Source organism: Marinobacter sp. EN3 (assembly GCF_000475315.1).
GTDB lineage: Bacteria > Pseudomonadota > Gammaproteobacteria > Pseudomonadales > Oleiphilaceae > Marinobacter > Marinobacter nauticus.
In genome coordinates this window covers 17,133-37,462 of the sequence record NZ_AXCC01000041.1, presented here as the reverse complement: position 1 = coordinate 37,462, position 20,330 = coordinate 17,133, and the positions used below count along the sequence as shown (strand labels likewise).

Below are 20,330 nucleotides of genomic sequence, written 5' to 3'. Positions count from 1 at the left end.
GTGGCCTCTTGAACAAACAGGAGTGTAACCATGCCCAGAGGGCTGCAATTGGTCTTTATTGCCATCGGGCTGGTTATTATCGGTGTGTTACTGGTTTATATCTGGCGCCAATCCAGGCTGCTGTCCGAACAGCGGCTGCGCCAGAAGAAAACTGAGGAGTTTCAGGCCCGGCGCCGGGACGAAATGATTGAAAGTATCCGGATTATCGCCATGGCGGTAGAGGAAGACCAGGTTGAGTATTCCGAGGCCTGTCTGAGATTCAAGGGTCTGCTGGATTACCTGGCCCCGGAACTGCTGGAAAAGCCACCCTTTCAGGTGTTCCAGACGGTGCACGACAAGATTCAGCATATGCCCACCCATCGGGCGAGGAAGAATACCGACTCCGCGACCATCCGGGAAATGGACAAAGAACGGTTTGCGGTGGAAAGGGAGTATTCCGATGAAATCCGTCGGGCCGCTACCGCAATCCGGCATCATCGTTTTGACTGACGTCAGGGTTTTGTAACTTTTTGTTACCGACCGGACGCCCGCCTCAAAAATATGTCAAAGCAAATCAATAGCTTTAAGCCTCAAGGAAAGCTGACACCATGCTCATTTATGTAATCTGCATGCAGTCGCCTTTCCTTTTCCTGGAGCTTGTCTAAATTTAAAAACAGGAGGCCGCTCCCACCACACTGGATCAGCCTCCCCGTTGTTTTCTCCTGACAAGTTTGGACGACTCTGCAACAAGCGGGTGAACTTGCCGGCCTCAATGGCCGGCCCTTTTTTATCCGCCCTGACTCATCATCCCGGCCATGGCCATAATACTGTCTTTGCGGCTTACCAGCTCATCAAACTGTTCCTGAACCAGCTCCCTGTCCAGACCCAGCTCATCATAAACGGCCTGAGTTGCCGGCTCACCTGCGCCCAAGGCAACACCACGTTCCGTCAGTAACTGCCGTCCCAGCCACAATAAACGAGCATAAACACTATGGGGACCGTCATAGGAAGGATTCTTCTGGTAACGAATGGCCAGTGTCACCTCGTCCGGCATACCCCAGTTTTCCATCAACTGCGCTGCAATCTGCTCCCGGGTGATCCCCAGCAGGTAATGCTCAATGACACTGGAATCAATGTGCGGGTTCACCTCCAGCGACCGGCAGACCAGCCTGAAATGCGGCGGGAACACCTGAGCCAGTACCAAATGCCCGAAGTTATGGAGCAAACCAGCCAGGTAGGCGAGGCCAAACAGAGGTCGCTGCCCTCGAGGCATCATGCTCGCGAGAATGCCCGCAGACTGAGCCTGCCAGATGGCCTGCTGCCAGTAATCCACATAACCGTCCGGATGATCCTTCGGGTGCTTCAGGGCACGCCCCAGCGCCAGGCCCATGGCCAGGTTCATCACAAGATCAAAACCCAGTACCCGGGACACCGCATCGTGGACGGAACGCACCTGCCCTGCAGCGGCGTAGAACGATGATGATGCCCAACTCACGACCTGGGCTGCCAGGCTCGGATCGCTCTCCACCACATCCACCAGGTCCCCCATTACCGCATTAGGGTTTACCCGCAGATGAATGATGCGCTGAGCAGTCTCAGGCAAGGGCGGCAGCTCCAGCGTATCCTCCAGTCGCTGCTGAATACGCAAGCCGGTGAACTTTTTGATGGCGGAATGCAGCTGGTCACGGTCGGCGGCGTGATTGTCAAGATTGACGGATATATTCGCGGTATCCACCGCAAAATCGTGTCGGGCGGCCTTTGCCGTCAACTGGCGGAAATCTTCGCCCGGCATCATCAGGCCCAGGTCCTGTTCCCCCAACTCCAGCGCGACCGCCTCGAGTTCATCCACACGCCGGTCAACTACGGTCGGCCAACCGGTGAGTGATGGCAGCGCCGGCAACTCCTGAAGCCCGGCTTTCTGGCGGACCCGAACCTGCTCGCGCCGCTGCATCATTCTCAGATCCCGCCCCAGACGCTTGTTCAGGGCTTCCAGATCGAGCATATCGTTGCGACGGCAGATGGCCTGCAGATTACCTTGATCGTCGCTGAGCAGTACCATTCGGAGCAAATGGCCGGTATCAATCTGGCTTACGCTCCGGAACGATACACCGGGGGCGTTATCACCAAGTGCCTGCTGTACCACAACAGGAAGTTCCATAGCATTCTCCGGACAAAGGTTATCAATCAGTTTTCATGCATTTTGCAGTCATTAACGCGACATTAACAGGCCAATATCGGCCACGAGCACAGGCGTTATGAAATTCATGACCAACACTATACGTCGCCATAACGAATTTTCTCACCCAGCCACCGTCGGATAAGTGCTGAGACTACCCGAGGCTCCTTCATCAGGCTCGGCGCCATGTCACGAATGGGAGCAATCCAACCCTTGTCGCGTTCAAAATCGGCCAGGCGAAACTGCATCAAGCCAGTCTGGCGAGTACCCAGCACTTCTCCAGGACCTCGAATCTCAAGATCCTTTTCGGCGATAAAGAAGCCATCCTGACTGTCCCGCAGCGCCTGTAACCTGGCCTTGCCATTATTGGACAGGGGCGGGTGATACATCAGCACGCAGAAACTGGCTTGCTCACCGCGGCCAACCCGGCCCCGCAACTGATGCAACTGCGCCAGCCCGAGCCGCTCCGGGTTCTCGATAATAATCAGAGAGGCATTGGGCACGTCCACGCCGACCTCGATCACCGTGGTGGCCACCAGCAAATCCAGTTCGCCGTTTTTGAAGCGCTCCATTACCGCGGCTTTTTCCTGGGCTTTCAGGCGGCCATGAACAAGGCCAATGGCCAGATCCGGCAACCGCTCAACCAACTCCTGGGCGGTCACTTCCGCCGCCTGGCACTGAAGCGCCTCGGATTCCTCAATCAGAGTGCAGACCCAATAGGCCTGCCGACCTTCCCTGCAGGCCTTGCGTACCCGCTCAATGATGTCGTCCCGGCGGCTCTCCGGCAGCACAATCGTTTCGATGGGCTTGCGCCCCGGCGGCAGCTCATCAATCACGGAGGTATCGAGGTCGGCATAGGCGCTCATGGCCAGGGTTCGCGGTATGGGCGTCGCCGTCATGATCAACTGGTGCGGTGCCAGCGTTCCGCCAACCCCTTTCTCTCTCAGGGCCAGCCGCTGGTGCACGCCAAACCGGTGCTGTTCGTCGACAATCACCAGCGCCAGGCGCTGGAATACCACGTCATCCTGAAACAGGGCATGGGTACCAATGGCAATCTGCGCACGACCCTCGGCGACCGCACTCAACGCTGTCTGTCGGGCTTTGCCTTTCACCTTCCCCGACAACCAGGCTAACTCCACACCCAATGGCTCCAGCCAATTTCGGAAGTTCTGATAGTGTTGCTCCGCCAGAATCTCGGTAGGTGCCATCAAGGCAACCTGGGCGCCGGCTTCGATGGTTTGCAGAGCAGATAAGGCAGCAACCACGGTTTTACCCGAGCCGACATCTCCCTGAACCAGGCGTAACATCGGCACCGGCTGACTCAGATCCTGCCGGATATCGGCAATCACATGGCGCTGGGCACCGGTCAGACTAAACGGCAGTTGCTCCAGAAATCGCTCTGCCCGGTCTCCCGCTGGTAGCAGCGGCAAGGCCTCCCGGGCCTGTATCTGCTTCCGGACCTGCAACAGGCTAAGCTGATGCGCAAGCAACTCCTCCATCACCAGCCGCTGCTGAGCCGGGTGCTTTCCCTCTACCAGCAGATGCACCGGGGCGCCGGCCGGAGGCAAATGCACCAGGCGAACAGCCTCGGTTATGCCGGGCAACTGGTAGTCCGCCAGCAGTGCCGGGGGCAGCCAGTCCTTGATGGGGTAGCGATCCAGATAGCTCAGGGCCTGCTGACACAGCCCCCTGACCCTGGGCTGTTGAATGCCCTCGGTCAGAGGATACACCGGCGTGAGCGTCGCCTGTTCGGCCGGCGGCATGGCAGGAGGATTGGTCTGGTATTCCGGATGGTAGAATTCGTAGCCGGCCCGGCCTGGGCGCACCTCGCCGAAACAGCGCACTCGTGTGCCTTCAGCAAGCTGGTTTTTCTGGGCGGCATTGAAGTGAAAAAACCGCATCACCAGAAACCCGGTGTCATCCCGCAACGTCACCTGCAGGCTGCGCCGGCGGCCCATCACCAGGTCGGCCTTCATGACCTCACCTTCCACCACAGCAATATCGCCGATACGCAGGCTGCCCATGGGCACTACGCGAGTGCGGTCTTCATAACGGTAGGGAAGATGGAACAGGAGATCCTGAATGGAGTGGATGCCCAGCCTGGCAAGTATTTCCGCCAGGGCGCTTCCTACGCCCTTGAGCTGGGTTACCGGGATGTCCTCCAGTGACGTCATACGGCCCTCAGGCGCTTTCAGCAACCGCCGGTGTGTCGGTTTTGGCTTTTTCTATCACCCGGCACTGGCTAGCCGCCAGTGACAGTACATCGATGGCTTTGGGCCGCGGGAAGGTTACACGCCAGGCTAGCGCCACGGTTCGGAAAGGCACCGGCGCCGCAAAAGGCCGCACCGCAAGGATATCTTCCTGGTATTTGATGGCAGTGGCGGCCGACAGCGGCAGTACCGTGATTCCCAGTCCGGAGGCCACCATGTGCCGGATGGTTTCCAGCGAACTGCCCTCGGTCACCAGCTCCGGTCTGCCGTTGTCCGCCCGCTTGGTGATGGCATCCACCAGGGGCGGACATGACTCCAGCACCTGATCCCGGAAACAGTGGCCGGGCCCGAGCAGCAACAATTGCTCTTTCGCCATCTCTTCGGCCGTCACCTGCTCCTTCTCTGTCAGCGGATGATCCGCTGGCAGCAGCACCACAAACGGCTCATCGTAAAGCGGCAGGGTTACTACTTCCGGCTCTTCAAACGGCAGGGCAATGATGATGGCATCCAACTCTGAGTGCCGCAGCTTCTGGCGCAGGCTGGCGGTGTAGTTCTCTTCTATGTAAAGGGGCATGTCTGGCGCCGCTCTGCGCAGCTCCGGTAATAAATGCGGGAACAGGTAGGGTCCGATGGTATAAATCGCGCCGACCTTCAATGGCGAATTGAGCTGATTCTTGCCGTCCTGCGCCATATCCTTGATCACGCCCACCTGGTCCAGAACCCGCTGGGCCTGCTCAATGATACGCTGGCCAACCTCGGTCACCCGAATACTGCTTTTGCTGCGCTCGAACAAGGGGATACCGAGCTCATCCTCAAGCTTTTTAACCGCAACGCTAAGGGTCGGCTGGCTGACATGACAGCGCTCTGCGGCACGGCCAAAATGCCTTTCCCGGGCAAGCGTAACAACGTATCGTAACTCGGTGAGGGTCATGGTGAGCTCCGGTTGACGTACTCAGGTCGAAGTTTCACTTACTTTATCAGCCAAAGGATAAGGATTGAAATTGTCTATGGCAATGACTGATGACAAGCAAAAGGCACAAATTCTGGTGGCGGGCTGCGGCAAGCTCGGAGGTGACATTGCCACGGTTCTGCTGGGCGCCGGAGACGTATACGGGCTGCGCCGCAACCCGGATCGAGTCCCTCAGGGAGTGACCGGGATCGGGGCAGATCTGACCCGCCCGGAATCCATGGCCGGCAAGCTTCCGGAACACCTGGACATCGTCGTCTATTGCCTGACGCCATCCAGCTACGACGAAGAGGGTTATCATCAAGCCTATGTCACTGGTCTCAAGAACCTGCTCAACGTCATCGGTGAGCAATCCCTCAAACGGCTGATCTTCATCAGCAGTACCAGCGTCTTTGCGCAGAATGATGACAGCTGGGTCGATGAGAACAGCCCTGCCGATCCGGACCGGTTCACTGGTCAACAAATCCTCCAGGGCGAACGTACCGCCCTGAACAGCGGGCATCCAGCCACCGTTGTTCGCTTCAGTGGCATTTATGGCCCCAGCCGTCAGCGTTTTCTTGAGGAAGTCCTGGAAGGCCGCATGAACCCCCAACCACCCGCACCTTTCAGCAATCGCATACACGAAGTGGATGCCGCCAACGCTGTGTCATGGCTTGCGCAAAAAGCCCTGAACGGTGAGGACCTGGAGCCACTGTACGTCGCCAGTGATTGCGAGCCGGTTCGGCTGGATGAGGTGGTTGATTGGGTGCGTTCTCAGGTGCCGTGCAAAGCCCCGGTGGAAGGCGCCCGTAAAGGCGGGCGGGCCGGTAGCAAGCGCTGCAGTAATCGAAAACTGCTTCAGAGTGGCTTTGAATTCCGGTACCCCGACTATCGGGCGGGGTACCGGGAGATGATCAGCAAGCTCTGACGCTTAGCTGAGCACCATAACGGCTTCCATTTCCACCGGAACGCCTTTCGGCAGCGCGGCTACACCGACGGCGGCGCGTGCCGGATACGGCTCCTGGAAATAGGTGGCCATGATCTCGTTGACAGTGGCGAAGTTGGCCAGGTCCGTCATGTAGATATTCAGTTTGACGATGTCCTTCAGCTCGCCACCGGCCGCTTCACACACGGCTTTCAGGTTCTCGAACACCTGACGGGTCTTGGCGGCAAAGTCGCCCGCCACCACTTCCATGGTTTCCGGGTCCAGCGGAATCTGGCCAGACAGATACACGGTGTCCCCGGCTTTAACAGCCTGAGAGTAGGTACCAATCGCCTGAGGGGCGTTTTCGGTCTGGATAACAGATTTGTTGGTCATGACCTGCAATTTCCTCTTTTCCAAAACGCCAATCGTCACCTTTGGGCGTAGCCACTGTCAACCACGCAAAGGTCTCAGTGCCGAACCCGGCCGATATGGGTCACTGCACGAATGTTCCGGACCCTGCGCATCACCCGCGCCAGATGCTTGCGGCCATTCACATGCACCACGAGGCTGACGATGCCGAAGCGCGCGTTCTGGTCTTCCACACTGATGCGCTCGATGTTTCCGTCTGCCATGGCAACGGCGTTCGCTACTTCGGCAATCACCCCGCGCTGGCGCTCCAGTTCAACCCGAAGCTCCACCGAGAATTCATCGGTAATGTCCTTGGCCCACTTCAGGTGGGTCAGCCGGGCACGGCCTTCATCGTCCTCCGGCAGGCGGGAACAGGTATCTGAATGAATCACCATGCCGTTGCCGGAGTCCATCACACCAACCACCGGGTCCCCGGGAATGGGTTTGCAACAATTGGCAAAGCGTACCAAGAGCCCTTCGGTGCCGCGTATGGTGACGGCGCCCTGCTTGCTGTCCGGGGCGTTTTCCAGGTTGGCCGGCGCGTCCATCACGTCATTGCCGGACACCAACTGACGGGCCACCAGATAGGCCATACGGTTACCCAGACCAATATCGCTGATCAGATCATCAAAGCTGTTGACCTGGTTGTGATTAACCACCGCCTGTTTCTGGGCATCGCTGATATCCGACAGTTTGGCACCAAAACCCTTGAGCGAACGTTTGAGCAGGGTGCGACCCAGCTCCATGGACTCGGTCCGCTTACGGGTTTTCAGCACATGCCGAATACTGCTTCGGGCTTTGCCGGTCACCACGAAGCTGAGCCAGGCAGGATTCGGGCGGGCGCCGGGCGCGGTGATGATTTCCACCGTCTGCCCGCTTTGCAGCGGTTGACTCAGAGATGCCAGATTGCGATTGATCCGACACGCCACAGAGGCATTGCCGATATCGGTATGGATTGCATAGGCAAAGTCCACCGGGGTGGCCCCGCTTGGCAGCTCCATGATCCGGCCCTTGGGCGTAAACACATAGATCTCGTCCGGGAACAGATCGACCTTGACGTGTTCAATGAACTCCATGGAATCATCCGCGCGTTCGCGCATTTCCATGAGCCCCTTCACCCACCGATCTACCCGGGATTGATTGATGGTGGTCACGCCGGAGGCTTCGTTTTTGTACATCCAGTGGGCAGCAATACCATTGTTGGCAATGTGCTCCATTTCCTCGGTCCGGATCTGGATCTCGATGTTCACGTGCATGCCGAACAAGGTAGTGTGAATGGACTGATAGCCATTCGACTTGGGCATGGCAATGTAATCCTTGAAACGCCCGGGCAGTGGCTTGTAGAGACTGTGTACGGCACCAAGTATGCGATAACAGTTATCCTCGGTATCCGTAATGATCCTGAACGCATACACATCCATGATTTCATGGAAGGATTTCTGCTTGAACTTCATCTTGTTATAAATGGAGTTCAGGTGTTTCTCCCGCCCCAGAATGCGGCCCGGAAGCCCACGCTCCTCCAGCTTTTCCTGCAATTTTCCCCGGATGTCTTCAATGATCTCCCGGTGGCTGCCACGAAGCTTCTCCACCGCCTTGGAAATGTACTTGGCGCGCATGGGATAAAGCGAGGAAAAGCCCAGATCTTCAAGCTCGGTACAGATGGAATGCATGCCCAGGCGATTGGCAATGGGCGCATAGATATCAAGGGTTTCAGTGGCAATACGCAGGCGCTTCTCGTACGGCATGGGGCCAAGGGTGCGCATGTTGTGCAGACGATCCGCCAGCTTCACCAGAATCACCCGGATATCCTTGGCCATGGCCAGGGTCATCTTCTGGAAGTTTTCCGCCTGGGCCTCCGCCCGGGAGCGGAACTCAATCTGGGTCAGTTTGGAGACACCATCTACCAGCTCGGCCACATCCTCTCCGAACTGTTCCGCCAGCGCATCTTTTGGAATGCCGGTATCTTCAATGACATCGTGAAGCATGGCTGCCATCAGGCTCTGATGGTCGAGCCGGAGGTCGGCAAGAATTCCGGCCACAGCCAGGGGGTGGGTAATATAACGGTCGCCGCTTTTACGCATCTGGCCTTCGTGGGCCTGCTCGGCGTAATAGTAAGCCCGTCGCACCTGATTGATGCGATTGGTATCGAGGTAGGAACTGAGCTCTCTGGCCAGTTCTTCTACCGTTGCCTCTGCTGCGACCACCGCGCCTCCATTGTTCTCAGTATACCGGGGACAAAAAAGCCCGAATGCGTGCATCCGGGCTTCCGTTGTCCTTCCTGGCAGGTTCTATAGTTACACTATAAAACTGCGGAGGCAGATTTCAATGCTTCTCAATTACCGGCACGTATTTTTACGCATCGCCGGCAACCGGACGAACTCAGTCGTCGTCTTCTTCCAGCAGAAGATCGCGGGTCACCTTGCCTTCTGCAATTTCACGCAGGGCAATAACGGTCGGCTTATCATTCTCTTCCGCAACCATCGGCTCGGCACCCTTGGTGGCGATCTGGCGGGCGCGTTTGGTGGCCAGCATGACCAGCTGGAATCGGTTATCTACGTTTTCCAGGCAATCTTCAACGGTAACTCGTGCCATTATCTTCCCCGAACAAAAAGAATCACTGATTTAGCAGACCGCGTAGTTTACTGACCCCGGCTCAATTTGTATACAGTGAAAACCACCATCACCCGTGAGCGGACAAGTCCCGCAGCAACTCACCGTGGCGAACCTGCTGGGTGGCCATTTTCAGCCGCTGACTGCGGACAATGGCCAGCAGATCAGCTAATGCCACCGCAAAGTCATCGTTGACCACCAGGTAATCAAACTCGACCGCGTGCCGGCACTCTTCCTCCGCCTCCGACAGCCGCCGTTCGATGACTTCCGGCGCGTCAGTACCACGCCCAACAAGTCGCTGGCGGAGGATTTCAGCCGAGGGCGGCACAATGAAAATGCTCACACATTCCGGAATCAGCCGGCGCACCTGTTCCGCCCCCTGCCAGTCAATCTCCAGGATCACATCCTGCCCGGTAGCCAGGGTTTCCCGCACCCACACCTGGGAGGTGCCATAGTAGTTGCCGAAAACATCCGCATGCTCCAGGAAATCACCCCGGGCAATCATGGCCTCGAACTCATCCCGGCTGATGAAGTGATAGTTCACGCCATCCTGCTCTCCATCGCGCATCGGGCGAGTGGTGTGGGATACCGACACCCCCAGCCGGGAATCCTGACGGAGCATTTCCGACACGAGGCTGGTCTTGCCCGCGCCGGAAGGAGCGGAAATCACAAACAGAGTACCCTGCCCACCGGCCTGCTTCATGGCTTGAAGACTCCTGAACAACAGTTTGCGGCCAACACGCATGGCCAGAAAGCGGCAAATTATACGGGGTTTGACTTATCTCCGCATCCCGGCCCGGGTTCAGCTGTTAGTATGGCAGCAAACACCCACAGTAAACGGATACCGCCATGGAAAAACTCCTGATCATCATGGATCACCACCATAAAGACCAAACCGCCCTCGCCCGTGGCGTGGCACTGGCCCGGGCAACGGGCGCAGCGGTGGAGGTCGTGGCGTTTGTGCATGAATATCTGGATGCACTGCCGGGCGATCCGGAGGTACAACAACGGGCCCGACAGGCGCTCATGGAACATCGCCAGAAATGGCTGGAACAGATGCTGGCGCTGGCCGATTGCAATGATCTGAAGATCCATGCCCGAACGGTCTGGGAAAAGCACATTCACCTGTGGGTAATTGCCCAGTGCCAGAAAGAGAACGTTGGTGTCGTGGTAAAGACGGGCCATCGCTCAGAAACCTTCCTGTATACCCCGACCGACTGGCACCTGATTCGCGAGTGCCCGTCACCGGTGATGCTGGTGGCGGAGAACAAATGGAACAAGGCTCGGCCAATCCTGGCGGCGGTGGACCTGAGCTCCGACAAGCCCGTGAAGAAAGCCCTGAACAATCGCATCATTGATCGCGCCTGGCATCTGGCGAAGGCTCTGGAAACAGAGCTGCACCTGGTGCACGCACTTCATACCTCGGTGGTTCTGGCCGACCTGGACATCATCGACCCTCTGGCCCACGCCAGAAAACGGGAAGCGGCCCTGAAACCGCAGATTGAACACCTGTGCAACACCTGGCACCTGATGCCGGAACAGGTCCACATCGAATCTGGCCCTGCTCAAAAGATCATTCCCAGTGTTGCCAACCGGATCAAGGCCGACATGGTCGTGATCGGTACGACTGGCAAAACCGGCCTGGCCGCCCGTGTCATCGGCAACACGGCCGAAAAGGTGCTGACGCATTTGCGGACCGACCTGCTCGCCATCAAGCCGTCGGAGTAAACCGCACGAACGCCGGGGTAGCACCAACCGCCCCGGCTCATACCTCATTCCAGATTCTGCACCTGCTCGACGAATAAAAATTAAAAAGCATTTATAAACAGTTGCTTGGTGTATTTTTCACAGCCATCGCCGCTCAATACTACCCATTTTACTACCCATGGATAGAAACTCTATCTCTGAGCAGTCCGCGTAGTTACTACCCATGATTATAAACTGGGATAATAGGGAAACTGGGAATCTCGCCCGGATATTTGTTTGTCGACAAAAATGATGTGGATCAGCCTAATTGCTGTGGTTCGTGCGTAAGATACAGCTTAAGATGTGGGTCTACAAAGATCGCGCTCAGCCTGAATTCAATGGTCAAGAATGAGTGAGCCAACTGGCGTGGAGCAATCCAAGACGTGAAAAAATTCATGAAAGCAGGTATTCGAGGCGTCGCCGCTGCGATTGTCATTGGGCTGGGCGTTTGGGCTTGGTGGCATTTTCAACCGCAGGACTTGCCCGACGGATTCGCCGCCGGAAACGGCCGGATCGAGGCGGTCGAGATCGATATCGCAGCCAGGACCGCAGGCCGGATCCGGGAGATCCTGGTCAACGAGGGCGACTTCGTCCGCGCCGGCCAGGTCTTGGCGAAAATGGACACGGCCGTTCTGGAGGCGCAGCTCCGGGAGGCCGAGGCGCAGTTGCAACGGGCGCTCATCGGCATCGAGACCGCGCAAAGCCTGGTGACCCAGCGTGAGGCCGAGAAGCAGGCCGCCGAAGCGCTCATAGCCCAGAGGAAGGCCGAGCTCGACGCCGCGCAAAAACGGCTTGCCCGCACCCGGGAGCTCGCCTCAAAAAATGCCGCCTCCGAGGCGCAGCTCGATGACGACCGTGCCGCGGCTGCGGCGGCGAAGGCTGCGGTCGGCGCCGCGGAGGCGCAGGCGGCGGCCGCGCAAGCCGCCATAGGGCGGGCCAGGTCGGATGTCATTGCTTCGGAGGCCTCGGTGGAAGCGGCGCGGGCCACCCTCCAGCGTATTCAGGCGGATATCGACGACAGCGTGCTGAAATCGCCGCGTGACGGGCGTGTCCAGTACCGTGTCGCTCAGCCCGGTGAGGTTCTCTCCCCGGGCGGCGTGGTGCTGAACATGGTCGATCTCACCGATGTGTACATGACCTTCTTCCTGCCGACGGAACAGGCCGGGCGGATCGCGCTCGGGGCCGAGGCGCGGCTCGTGCTCGACGCCGCCCCGCAATACGTGGTCCCGACCGAAATCTCCTTCGTGGCGGACGTCGCGCAGTTCACACCCAAGACGGTGGAGACGCAAGAAGAGCGCCAGAAGCTGATGTTCCGCATCAAGGCGCGGATTGCCCCGGACCTGCTCAGAGAGCACCTCCTCCAGGTCAAGACCGGCCTGCCGGGCATGGCCTATGTGCGGCTCGACCCGCGGGTGGATTGGCCGCCTGAACTGCAGACGAGACTGCCGCAATGAGCCGGGAGGCAGATACACTGATCGAGGATGACGGGGGGGCTGACGTGCCGGTTGCCCGCCTGCGCGATGTATCCCTGCGCTACGGCAAGGCGCGTGCGCTCGACGAGGTCACGATCGACATCCCGGCAAACTGCATGGCCGGGTTGATCGGCCCGGACGGGGTCGGCAAGTCCAGTCTGTTGGCGCTGATCTCAGGCGCCCGCGCGGTCCAGACAGGACGAGTCGAGGTGCTCTGCGGCGATATGGCCGATGCGCGCCATCGCCGCAGAGTCGGCCCGCGTATCGCCTACATGCCACAGGGCCTGGGACGGAACCTCTATCCGACACTCACGGTGTTCGAGAACCTCGACTTCTTCGGGCGCCTATTTGGGCATGACGGCGGCGAACGGGCGCGCCGCATCGAGGTGCTGACCGGGGCCACCGGGCTCAAGCCGTTTCTCGATCGGGCGGCGGGCAAACTATCCGGTGGGATGAAGCAGAAGCTCGGCCTCTGCTGCGCGCTGATCCACGATCCGGACCTGCTCATCCTCGACGAGCCGACCACCGGTGTCGATCCGCTCTCGCGCAGACAGTTCTGGGATCTGATCGCCGGCATCCGTCGTTCCCGGCCCGGCATGAGCGTGCTGGTTGCCACCGCCTATATGGATGAGGCGGCACGCTTCGACTGGCTGGCAGCGATGGACGGTGGGGCGGTGCTGGCCAGCGACACGCCCGAAGGCCTGCTGCACAGCACGGGAGCGGATTCGCTGGAGGCGGCCTTCATCCGGCTGCTGCCGGAAGACAAGCGCCGCAATTATCGGCCGGTCGAGATTCCGCCGCGGTCGGCAGACGATGGCGACCCCGCGATCGAGGCCCGGGATCTGACCATGCGCTTTGGCGAATTCATCGCGGTCGATCATGTGAACCTGCGTGTCCCCCGGGGTGAGATCTTCGGTTTTCTCGGCTCCAACGGCTGCGGCAAGACCACGACCATGAAGATGCTGACCGGCCTCCTTCCGCCGAGCGAAGGCCGGGCCTGGCTGTTCGGACACGAGGTGGACCCGCACGACCTCGCGACCCGCCGCCGAGTCGGCTTCATGTCGCAGTTCTTCTCGCTCTACACCGAGCTGACGGTGCGGCAGAACCTGGAGCTGCATGCCCGGCTGTTCCAGGTGCCCGCTGCCGAGATTTCAGGGCGGGTGGACGAAATGGTTGAACGCTTCGATTTGACCGCCGTGGTGGACAGTCTGCCGGGCCAGCTGCCCCTCGGCCACCGGCAACGCCTGTCGCTGGCGGTCGCCATGATCCACAAGCCCGAGATGCTGATCCTCGACGAGCCCACCTCGGGCGTCGACCCGGTGGCGCGCGACGCCTTCTGGCGCCAGCTGGTCGAGCTGTCGCGCCGCGACGGCGTGACCATCTTCATCTCCACCCACTTCATGAACGAGGCCGAGCGCTGCGACCGCATCTCGCTGATGCATGCGGGCCGGGTGCTGGTCACCGACACGCCGGCGAATATCGTACAGCAGCGGGGCGCAGAGACCCTGGAAGAGGCATTCGTCGCGCATCTGGAGGAGGCGTCGGGGGAGGGCGAAGGCGGAGAGGAGCAAACAGCGTCGCTCGATACGGTTAACGCGTCGGCAGGCCATGGCGAACCCCAGGGCTGGCGGCGCATGTTCGATCCCCGGCGCATGATCAGCCACGCCCGGCGTGAAGGGTTGGAGCTGCGCCGCGATCCCATCCGGCTGACGCTGGCGCTGCTCGGCAGCGTCATCCTCATGTTCGTGATGGGCTATGGGATCAGCCTCGATGTTGAGGATCTCACCTTTGCGGTGCTGGATCGCGACCAGACCACCGTCAGCCGCGACTATACGCTCAACCTCAGCGGCTCCCGGTACTTCGTCGAGCGGCCGCCGATCACCGATTATGCCGATCTTGACCGGCGAATGCGCGAAGGCGACATCAGTCTGGCGATCGAGATCCCGCCGGGCTTCGCGCGCGACATTGCCCGGGGCCGGCGGGTCGAGACCGGCGCCTGGATCGACGGCGCCATGCCGACACGGGGCGAGACCGTCCGCGGCTATGTGCAGGGGATTCATGCCCACTGGCTGGCGACCAAGGCGCGCGAGGCCGGCTACGGCGAGGCTTTGGCGGGGCTCGTCAATATCGAGACCCGGTTCCGCTATAACCCGGACGTCAAGAGCCTGGTGGCAATGGTACCGGCGGTGATCCCGCTGCTGCTCATGCTGATCCCGGCCATGCTCGCGGCGCTCAGCGTGGTGCGCGAGAAGGAGCTCGGCTCGATCACCAACTTCTACGTCACGCCCACTACGCGGCTCGAGTTCCTGCTCGGCAAGCAGTTCCCTTACGTGGTCCTGTCCTTCCTGAGCTTCCTGCTGCTCACGCTGCTCGCGGTGACCGTCTTCGGCGTGCCGCTGAAGGGCAGCTTCCTGACGTTGGCGGTGGGTGCGCTGCTCTATATTGGTGCCGCCACGGCCGTGGGGCTGCTGATCTCCACCTTCATGCGCAGCCAGATCGCGGCGATCTTCGGCACGGCAGTGCTCACCATCCTGCCGGCGGCGAACTTCTCCGGCATGATCGACCCGGTCTCGTCCCTGGAAGGGATGGGCCGGCTGATCGGCGAGGTCTATCCGACCACGCATTTCCTGACGATCGCGCGCGGCACCTTCTCGAAGGCCCTCAACTTCTCCGACCTGCATGGCGCCTTTCTCCCACTGGCGCTGGCCGTGCCGGTCCTGATCGGGCTGTCCGCCGCGCTGCTCAAGAAGCAGGAGCGATAGTCTATGCGCCTTGCCAATATTTGCCATCTCGGTGTCAAGGAGCTGCGCAGCCTTGTCCGCGACCCGATCATGCTGGTGCTGATCGTCTACGCCTTCACCGTTTCCGTCTACACGGCGGCCACGGCCATGCCGGAGACCCTCAACAAGGCGCCGATCGCGGTGGTGAATGAGGATCGCTCGCCGCTGTCCTGGCGCATCGTCAGCGCCTTTTACCCGCCGTACTTTGTTCTCCCCGAGGTGATCGAGCAGGCCGAGATGGACGCCCGCATGGATGCCGGCCTCGACACCTTCGCTCTTGACATCCCGCCCAACTTCCAGCGTGACCTGCTGGCAGGGCAGCGGCCCACGGTCCAGCTCAACGTCGATGCCACGCGCATGAGCCAGGCATTTACCGGCAGCGGCTATATCCAGACCATCGTCACCGACGAGGTGCGCGCCTTCGCGCAGCGTTATCGCGAGGTTCCGGAGTTGCCGGTCGATCTGGCGCTGCGGATGCGCTTCAATCCCCAGCTCAACAAGTCGTGGTTCGGCGCCATCATGCAGGTCATCAATAACGTGACCATGCTCTCCATCGTCCTCACCGGCGCGGCGCTCATCCGTGAGCGCGAGCACGGCACCGTCGAGCATCTGCTGGTCATGCCGGTCACGCCTTTCGAGATCATGAGCAGCAAGGTATGGGCGATGGCGCTGGTCGTCCTTGCCGCCACCGCCTTCGCACTGACTGCGGTGGTGCAGGGTTGGCTGTCCGTGCCCATCGAAGGCTCGCTCGCGTTGTTCCTGGTCGGGACTGCGCTGCATTTGTTCGCGACCACCTCGATGGGCATCTTCCTGGGCACCGTCGCCCGGTCCATGCCGCAGTTTGCCTTGCTGCTGATGCTGGTGCTGCTGCCGCTGCAGATGCTCTCCGGGGGCTCGACGCCGCGCGAGAGCATGCCGGAGGCCGTCCAGTACATCATGCTCGCCGCGCCCAACACCCACTTTGTAATGCTGGCCCAGGCCATTCTGTATCGTAGCGCGGGCCTCGCCACCGTGTGGCCGCAATTCCTGGCCATCGCCGTTATCGGGAGTACCCTTTTTGCCTTGGCCCTGACCCGCTTCCGGCGAACACTCAGCACCATGGCCTGACGGACCTGATGCATGGCAGCGTGGAGTTGCGCCGGGCACACTCCGACTAGAACCAGTTATTCAGCAGAATCCCCACGCCAAACCGCTCGATACGCTCGTTATAATCAATCAGACTCTCCCCATACCCGTTGTAGTACTGGAAAAAGCCCTTCATCGTATCCCCCATCGGGAAACTGTACCCGAACTCCACCGACGTCCGATTGGTAGAACGCATATTGTTCAAAAGCTTCAGCGAGAACGTGCGGTCCTCTGTCAGCTTGTAAACCGCGTGGTAACTACCATGTCCGAGATACTTCTCGATATCCGAGTTGTCGTCATCGCTGCCACTCTCCGGCAGCCGGAACCAGGGGTTAACCATAAACAGCCAGCGGTCATAGCTGTAAGCCGCGGTGCCCATGATCCGGTTCCAGCTGCGCGACCGGGGTTCTGATTGACCGTTAGACTGGTGATTGAAGCTCAGAGACACCGCACTCAGAGTGCCAGGCCCAAGATCCCAGTCCAGCCGGTGCCGGAAGAAAATCTCGGGCTCGTAGTTGGTTTCACGGAAGGGAGCGGAGTCTTTGGTGTTGTACACCTGCCAGTAGGACTGCTGGGTATAGCCAAACCAGAAGGTGGTTCGATCATCAAAAATGCCAGTCAGCAGTGGAATCTTGAAACTGATCTGGTATTTCGCCTCTTCCTCTTCCAGAGCGAAGTCATAGCCGGCGGGGCCCAGTCTCGGGCTGGTGGGCCTTGGGTTAGGGTCGTCCACATAGGTGAATGGCAGGATGTAGTTGGGGCGGTGGGTCACAAAACTGCCGGTGAATGAAAAAATTGCCTTCTCCGCGGTCAGGTAATTATCCACCAGGGCTGTCATCAGACCGGTGTCTGAGTCGTCCTCAAGAGCATCGCTGACGATCTGCTCCCGCCGGGCATCATCAGCCACCGGAATAGCGGCTTCCTCATCCGCCTGCTGTAACGTGTCTTCGTCCGCCGCTTTTCTGGCGGCAATGGGGTCATTCTGGGCGTCATAGCAGGCAAGTCGCTGGATGCCGTCCCGGATCAACGCACAGTTAACGGTTTCTTTCTGTTCATCCGGTGCAGCCTGAGCTGCCACCGTGGGGCTGGCCATCGCGAACATCAGCGTAAGCGCCCAGGCTGCTGAAAAACCGTAAGGATATCTTTTCATCGCGTCTTCTCAATTGGCAGCGGTCAGGCTGATCCAGGTGTTGGCAATGCTGCAAATCCGGACCCCAGCAGGCTCAATGCCAGCAGAAGAAAAATCAGCTTGTGCCGGATGTTAGCTTAACCGCTGGCTGACACAACCCAGCACAGGTACATAACGTCTGTTTCTTCGCCGTGAAGCAGGCTGCGAGCCTGGTGCATTTCCGGATCGCGTTTTCTGGCCCGGTTTTTCGTGGACGGCGATGCGGCAAGCAGCGTCGCGTCCACCACGGTGCCCTCGCGTAGCATCAGCCCCTGCCCAGCCAGATGAGCGTTGATCGCCTCAAACAGCTTGCCGGTGAGCCCTTCGCGCTCCAGCAATCGGCGACACTTGAGCAAGGTGGTCGCATCCGGTGCTGACTCCCGGCCAAGGTCAATGCCAACGAAACGCCGGATCGCCTGATTGTCGTAAATCGCATCCTCGATGCCTTGGTCCGAGAAGCCAAAGCACTGTTGGGGCCACTAACATACAGCCGCAACATTCGTCCCAGGCCCATGGGTGGGCGCCCCCGGCCCACCGCCTTTGGGGTAAAACGCTTCCAGTTACGCTTCCAGCGCATCCCACGGAGGCCTGCACGGTCCCCAGTTTGAGCGAACCGGCAATGTGAATAATGTCATCCCAGTGCTATTCGATCTTGTATTGACGCAACTCCGGGCCAGCTCATCAAAGAGTTCGACAACATGGGTGTGGCTATCCGGTTCCTCGACGATGGGATCAGCACCGAGGGGATCATGGGCAAGATGGTAGTCACCATCCTGTCGGCCGTGGCCCAAGCCCGAGCGTCAGCGCATACTGGAACGCACCAACGAGGGCCGCCTGGAGGCCAAGGCCAAAGGGGTCAAGTTTGGCCGTAAACCCAGGGTGGACAAGGATAGAGTCCGTGCCCTGCACAGCCAGGGAGTGGGGGCTACGGAGATCGCCAGGAGGTTAAAGATAGGCCGGTCAACAATCTATAAAATACTGGCATCTGACCAAACGCAGTGATTTTGCTAATATCTACAGCTTGACTGTATCGCATTTGAGATACAAAGTAGAGTTACGCATGACAAACGGAGAATTCATCATGGCTCACACTTCAATGCTGCACGTTCGTGTGGACGACGAGCTGAAGGCTGATGCAGCGGAAAAGCTCGCCAGCTTCGGCTTGACGGTATCAGATGCCGTCCGCATCCTTCTAACCCGCGTAACCAAAGAGGGCGGATTGCCCGTTGGGTTAACGGCTGATCCGGAAGCCCATGACGCCTGGTTCCGCGATAAAGTGAAAGAGGCCCTGGCTGATGCCCGACCTACCGTTCCTCATCAACAGGTAATGGATGAGGCACAAGCGTTGATCGACAGAAAGCGTCGCCGTGCCTGAACTGGAATGGCTGGAACTGGCTCGTACCGATCTGCTAGGGATTGTCGATTACATCTCTGATGACAATCCCGATGCAGCACAGCGCGTAAAAGATGATATCGAGATGAAAGCTGAAAAGCTGCCGGAGTTCCCCACAATAGGCCGCCCTGGTCGGGTTGAAGGGACCCGGGAACTCGTCGCCTGGTCGAACTATATCCTCGTGTACCAGGAGGATGCCTTGACGGTACGAATACTGCGCGTGTTACATGCTGCGCAGCAGTGGCCGCCAACCGATTAACACCTGAATCAAGGGCTTTCTCCTCAGCCTAGCCGGCGAAGACCTTGATGAAGACCCTGCGACATATTCCTTGACAACTACCGGTCCGCAACGGCCACCAGCAGGCTGCATGGCGCGTGGGCGAGCAGCGAAGCGCCGACGGAGCCGTGCCACCACCGGGCCATCGCGCTCTGTTCACGGTGACCGACCACGACCAGATCCGCGCCGACCTCGTGCGCCATTCGGCCGATCTCCTCGGCGGGGTTGCCCGCAGCGAGGCGCGTGTCGACGGAAAGCCCCGCCCGCCGCAGCGCTTCCGCGCCCTCCGTCAGCACGCGGCGCACTTCCTGATATTCTCGCTCCGGCAGGTCTGAGGGTGCCGCCGCTTCAGCGAGCGCGACACCCAGTTCATGGGTGACGACGGCGAGGAGATAGACACGAGCCTGGCAAAGCGAAGCCAGCTCGGCCCCCTGGTCCAGCGCCTCACGGCCTTGCCGGCTGCCGTCATAGGCTAGGAGGATCGTCCTGTACATCGTGGTGCTCCTTTCTGTGATCGGGATGGAACGCCTTTCCCGGTCCTCTGCTCTAGACAGTGCTGCCTTCGGGGCTACATCCCTCGCCATTTGATACTTAGCTATCTATTGATTATAGTACAGCTACATAATGATGCAGGCAATGAGATGACGAAGCCACTTCACGATCAGGAACAATTCGGCCTTCGCCTCGGGCTGGTCGCCCGGCTGTGGCGCGCCGAAATCGACCGGCGGCTGGCCACCTTTGGCCTCACCGAGTCCCGCTGGTTGACCCTGTTACATCTCTCTCGCCTGCCCCAGGCGGCAACCCAGCGTGAATTGGCCGAGGCGGTCGGGGTGCGGGGGCCGACCCTGGTACGCGCGCTGGACCGGCTGGAAGCGGAGGGGCTGATCGAACGCCGCACGGAAGCCGCCGACCGGCGCACCAAATCGGTTCACCTGCGTGCGGAGGCTGCCCCTGTTCTGGAACGGATCGAAGCTACCACAGCGGCGGTGCGGGCGGAAATCTTATCCGACCTGTCCCATGCCGAGGTGGCGACCTGTCTGAAGGTCTTCGAGAAGATCGCCGACAAGCTGGGCGGCACCCCAAGGGCGATGCAGCCTGTGGACAAAAACTGATGA

18 protein-coding genes and 2 pseudogenes are annotated in these 20,330 nt (G+C 59.7%); 10 read left to right on the top strand and 10 right to left on the bottom strand.

The window, feature by feature from the left end; all coding sequences use genetic code 11:
* Window positions 1-30: 30 nt before the first annotated feature.
* Window positions 31-489 carry a DUF2489 domain-containing protein gene (locus Q675_RS31865; RefSeq protein ID WP_014420409.1) on the top strand — a complete coding sequence of 153 codons (459 nt, stop codon included), beginning with the start codon at window positions 31-33 and terminating at the stop codon, window positions 487-489.
* A 277-nt stretch (window positions 490-766) separates the two neighbouring features.
* Here Q675_RS31865 and Q675_RS31860 read toward each other — a convergent pair whose 3' ends face one another.
* The 3 genes from Q675_RS31860 to Q675_RS31850 form a co-directional block, all read right to left on the bottom strand.
* On the bottom strand, window positions 767-2,137 hold the full coding sequence (locus tag Q675_RS31860) for an aminoacyl-tRNA deacylase and HDOD domain-containing protein (RefSeq protein ID WP_022991875.1): 1,371 nt from the start codon (window positions 2,135-2,137) through the stop codon (window positions 767-769).
* A 116-nt stretch (window positions 2,138-2,253) separates the two neighbouring features.
* Window positions 2,254-4,329 carry an ATP-dependent DNA helicase RecG gene (gene recG / locus Q675_RS31855; RefSeq protein WP_022991874.1) on the bottom strand — a complete coding sequence of 692 codons (2,076 nt, stop codon included), beginning with the start codon at window positions 4,327-4,329 and terminating at the stop codon, window positions 2,254-2,256.
* 7 nt (window positions 4,330-4,336) lie between these two features.
* Complete coding sequence (locus Q675_RS31850) at window positions 4,337-5,296, bottom strand: hydrogen peroxide-inducible genes activator (protein WP_011784172.1); 960 nt, start codon at window positions 5,294-5,296, stop codon at window positions 4,337-4,339.
* Window positions 5,297-5,372: 76 nt separating this feature from the next.
* On the opposite strand from Q675_RS31850, the gene Q675_RS31845 reads away from it, so the two are divergent.
* Entirely contained in the window at window positions 5,373-6,239 is an 867-nt protein-coding gene (locus Q675_RS31845) for an NAD-dependent epimerase/dehydratase family protein (RefSeq protein ID WP_022991873.1), read from the top strand.
* A gap of 3 nt (window positions 6,240-6,242) precedes the next feature.
* Here the strand turns inward: Q675_RS31845 and Q675_RS31840 are convergent, their stop codons facing one another.
* The 4 genes from Q675_RS31840 to gmk form a co-directional block, all read right to left on the bottom strand.
* The gene (locus Q675_RS31840; RefSeq protein WP_011784170.1) at window positions 6,243-6,629 is read right to left on the bottom strand and encodes a RidA family protein; all 387 of its coding nucleotides are present in this window, start codon (window positions 6,627-6,629) and stop codon (window positions 6,243-6,245) included.
* Between the two features lie 74 nt (window positions 6,630-6,703).
* The gene (locus tag Q675_RS31835; protein ID WP_023011594.1) at window positions 6,704-8,902 is read right to left on the bottom strand and encodes a RelA/SpoT family protein; all 2,199 of its coding nucleotides are present in this window, start codon (window positions 8,900-8,902) and stop codon (window positions 6,704-6,706) included.
* Between the two features lie 121 nt (window positions 8,903-9,023).
* The gene (rpoZ, locus tag Q675_RS31830) at window positions 9,024-9,236 is read right to left on the bottom strand and encodes a DNA-directed RNA polymerase subunit omega (RefSeq protein WP_011784168.1); all 213 of its coding nucleotides are present in this window, start codon (window positions 9,234-9,236) and stop codon (window positions 9,024-9,026) included.
* Window positions 9,237-9,324: 88 nt separating this feature from the next.
* Window positions 9,325-9,957, bottom strand: a complete 633-nt coding sequence (gmk, locus tag Q675_RS31825) for a guanylate kinase (protein WP_023011593.1) — start codon at window positions 9,955-9,957, stop codon at window positions 9,325-9,327.
* A gap of 146 nt (window positions 9,958-10,103) precedes the next feature.
* Here gmk and Q675_RS31820 point away from each other — a divergent pair, with 146 nt between their 5' ends.
* The 4 genes from Q675_RS31820 (at window position 10,104) to Q675_RS31805 (ending at window position 16,359) form a co-directional block, all read left to right on the top strand.
* The gene (locus Q675_RS31820) at window positions 10,104-10,982 is read left to right on the top strand and encodes a universal stress protein (protein ID WP_023011592.1); all 879 of its coding nucleotides are present in this window, start codon (window positions 10,104-10,106) and stop codon (window positions 10,980-10,982) included.
* Window positions 10,983-11,395: 413 nt separating this feature from the next.
* A complete protein-coding gene (locus tag Q675_RS31815) occupies window positions 11,396-12,454 on the top strand; it encodes an HlyD family secretion protein (RefSeq protein ID WP_023011591.1) in 1,059 nt (352 codons plus the stop codon).
* Complete coding sequence (rbbA, locus tag Q675_RS31810) at window positions 12,451-15,234, top strand: ribosome-associated ATPase/putative transporter RbbA (RefSeq protein ID WP_023008018.1); 2,784 nt, start codon at window positions 12,451-12,453, stop codon at window positions 15,232-15,234. The genes Q675_RS31815 and rbbA overlap by 4 nt, the downstream gene beginning before the upstream one ends.
* 3 nt (window positions 15,235-15,237) lie before the next feature.
* Complete coding sequence (locus Q675_RS31805; RefSeq protein ID WP_011784164.1) at window positions 15,238-16,359, top strand: ABC transporter permease; 1,122 nt, start codon at window positions 15,238-15,240, stop codon at window positions 16,357-16,359.
* A gap of 46 nt (window positions 16,360-16,405) precedes the next feature.
* Here Q675_RS31805 and Q675_RS31800 read toward each other — a convergent pair whose 3' ends face one another.
* Window positions 16,406-17,479, bottom strand: coding sequence for a phospholipase A (locus tag Q675_RS31800; protein ID WP_036149235.1), 1,074 nt, complete (start codon window positions 17,477-17,479; stop codon window positions 16,406-16,408).
* Window positions 17,480-17,709: 230 nt separating this feature from the next.
* Window positions 17,710-18,122: pseudogene (locus Q675_RS31795) on the bottom strand (transposase); the annotation flags it as partial.
* A gap of 97 nt (window positions 18,123-18,219) precedes the next feature.
* On the opposite strand from Q675_RS31795, the pseudogene Q675_RS31790 reads away from it, so the two are divergent.
* The 3 genes and pseudogenes from Q675_RS31790 to Q675_RS31780 form a co-directional block, all read left to right on the top strand.
* A pseudogene (locus Q675_RS31790) lies at window positions 18,220-18,547 on the top strand (helix-turn-helix domain-containing protein); the annotation flags it as partial.
* Window positions 18,548-18,626: 79 nt separating this feature from the next.
* On the top strand, window positions 18,627-18,920 hold the full coding sequence (locus Q675_RS31785) for a type II toxin-antitoxin system RelB/DinJ family antitoxin (RefSeq protein WP_011784162.1): 294 nt from the start codon (window positions 18,627-18,629) through the stop codon (window positions 18,918-18,920).
* Window positions 18,913-19,197, top strand: a complete 285-nt coding sequence (locus tag Q675_RS31780; RefSeq protein ID WP_011784161.1) for a type II toxin-antitoxin system RelE/ParE family toxin — start codon at window positions 18,913-18,915, stop codon at window positions 19,195-19,197. Before Q675_RS31785 ends, Q675_RS31780 begins: the two co-directional genes overlap by 8 nt.
* Window positions 19,198-19,274: 77 nt before the next feature.
* Here the strand turns inward: Q675_RS31780 and Q675_RS31775 are convergent, their stop codons facing one another.
* A complete protein-coding gene (locus Q675_RS31775; RefSeq protein WP_011784160.1) occupies window positions 19,275-19,709 on the bottom strand; it encodes a universal stress protein in 435 nt (144 codons plus the stop codon).
* Window positions 19,710-19,856: 147 nt separating this feature from the next.
* Between Q675_RS31775 and slyA the strand changes: the two genes are divergently transcribed.
* Window positions 19,857-20,327, top strand: coding sequence for a transcriptional regulator SlyA (slyA, locus tag Q675_RS31770; protein ID WP_011784159.1), 471 nt, complete (start codon window positions 19,857-19,859; stop codon window positions 20,325-20,327).
* Window positions 20,328-20,330 lie beyond the last annotated feature (3 nt).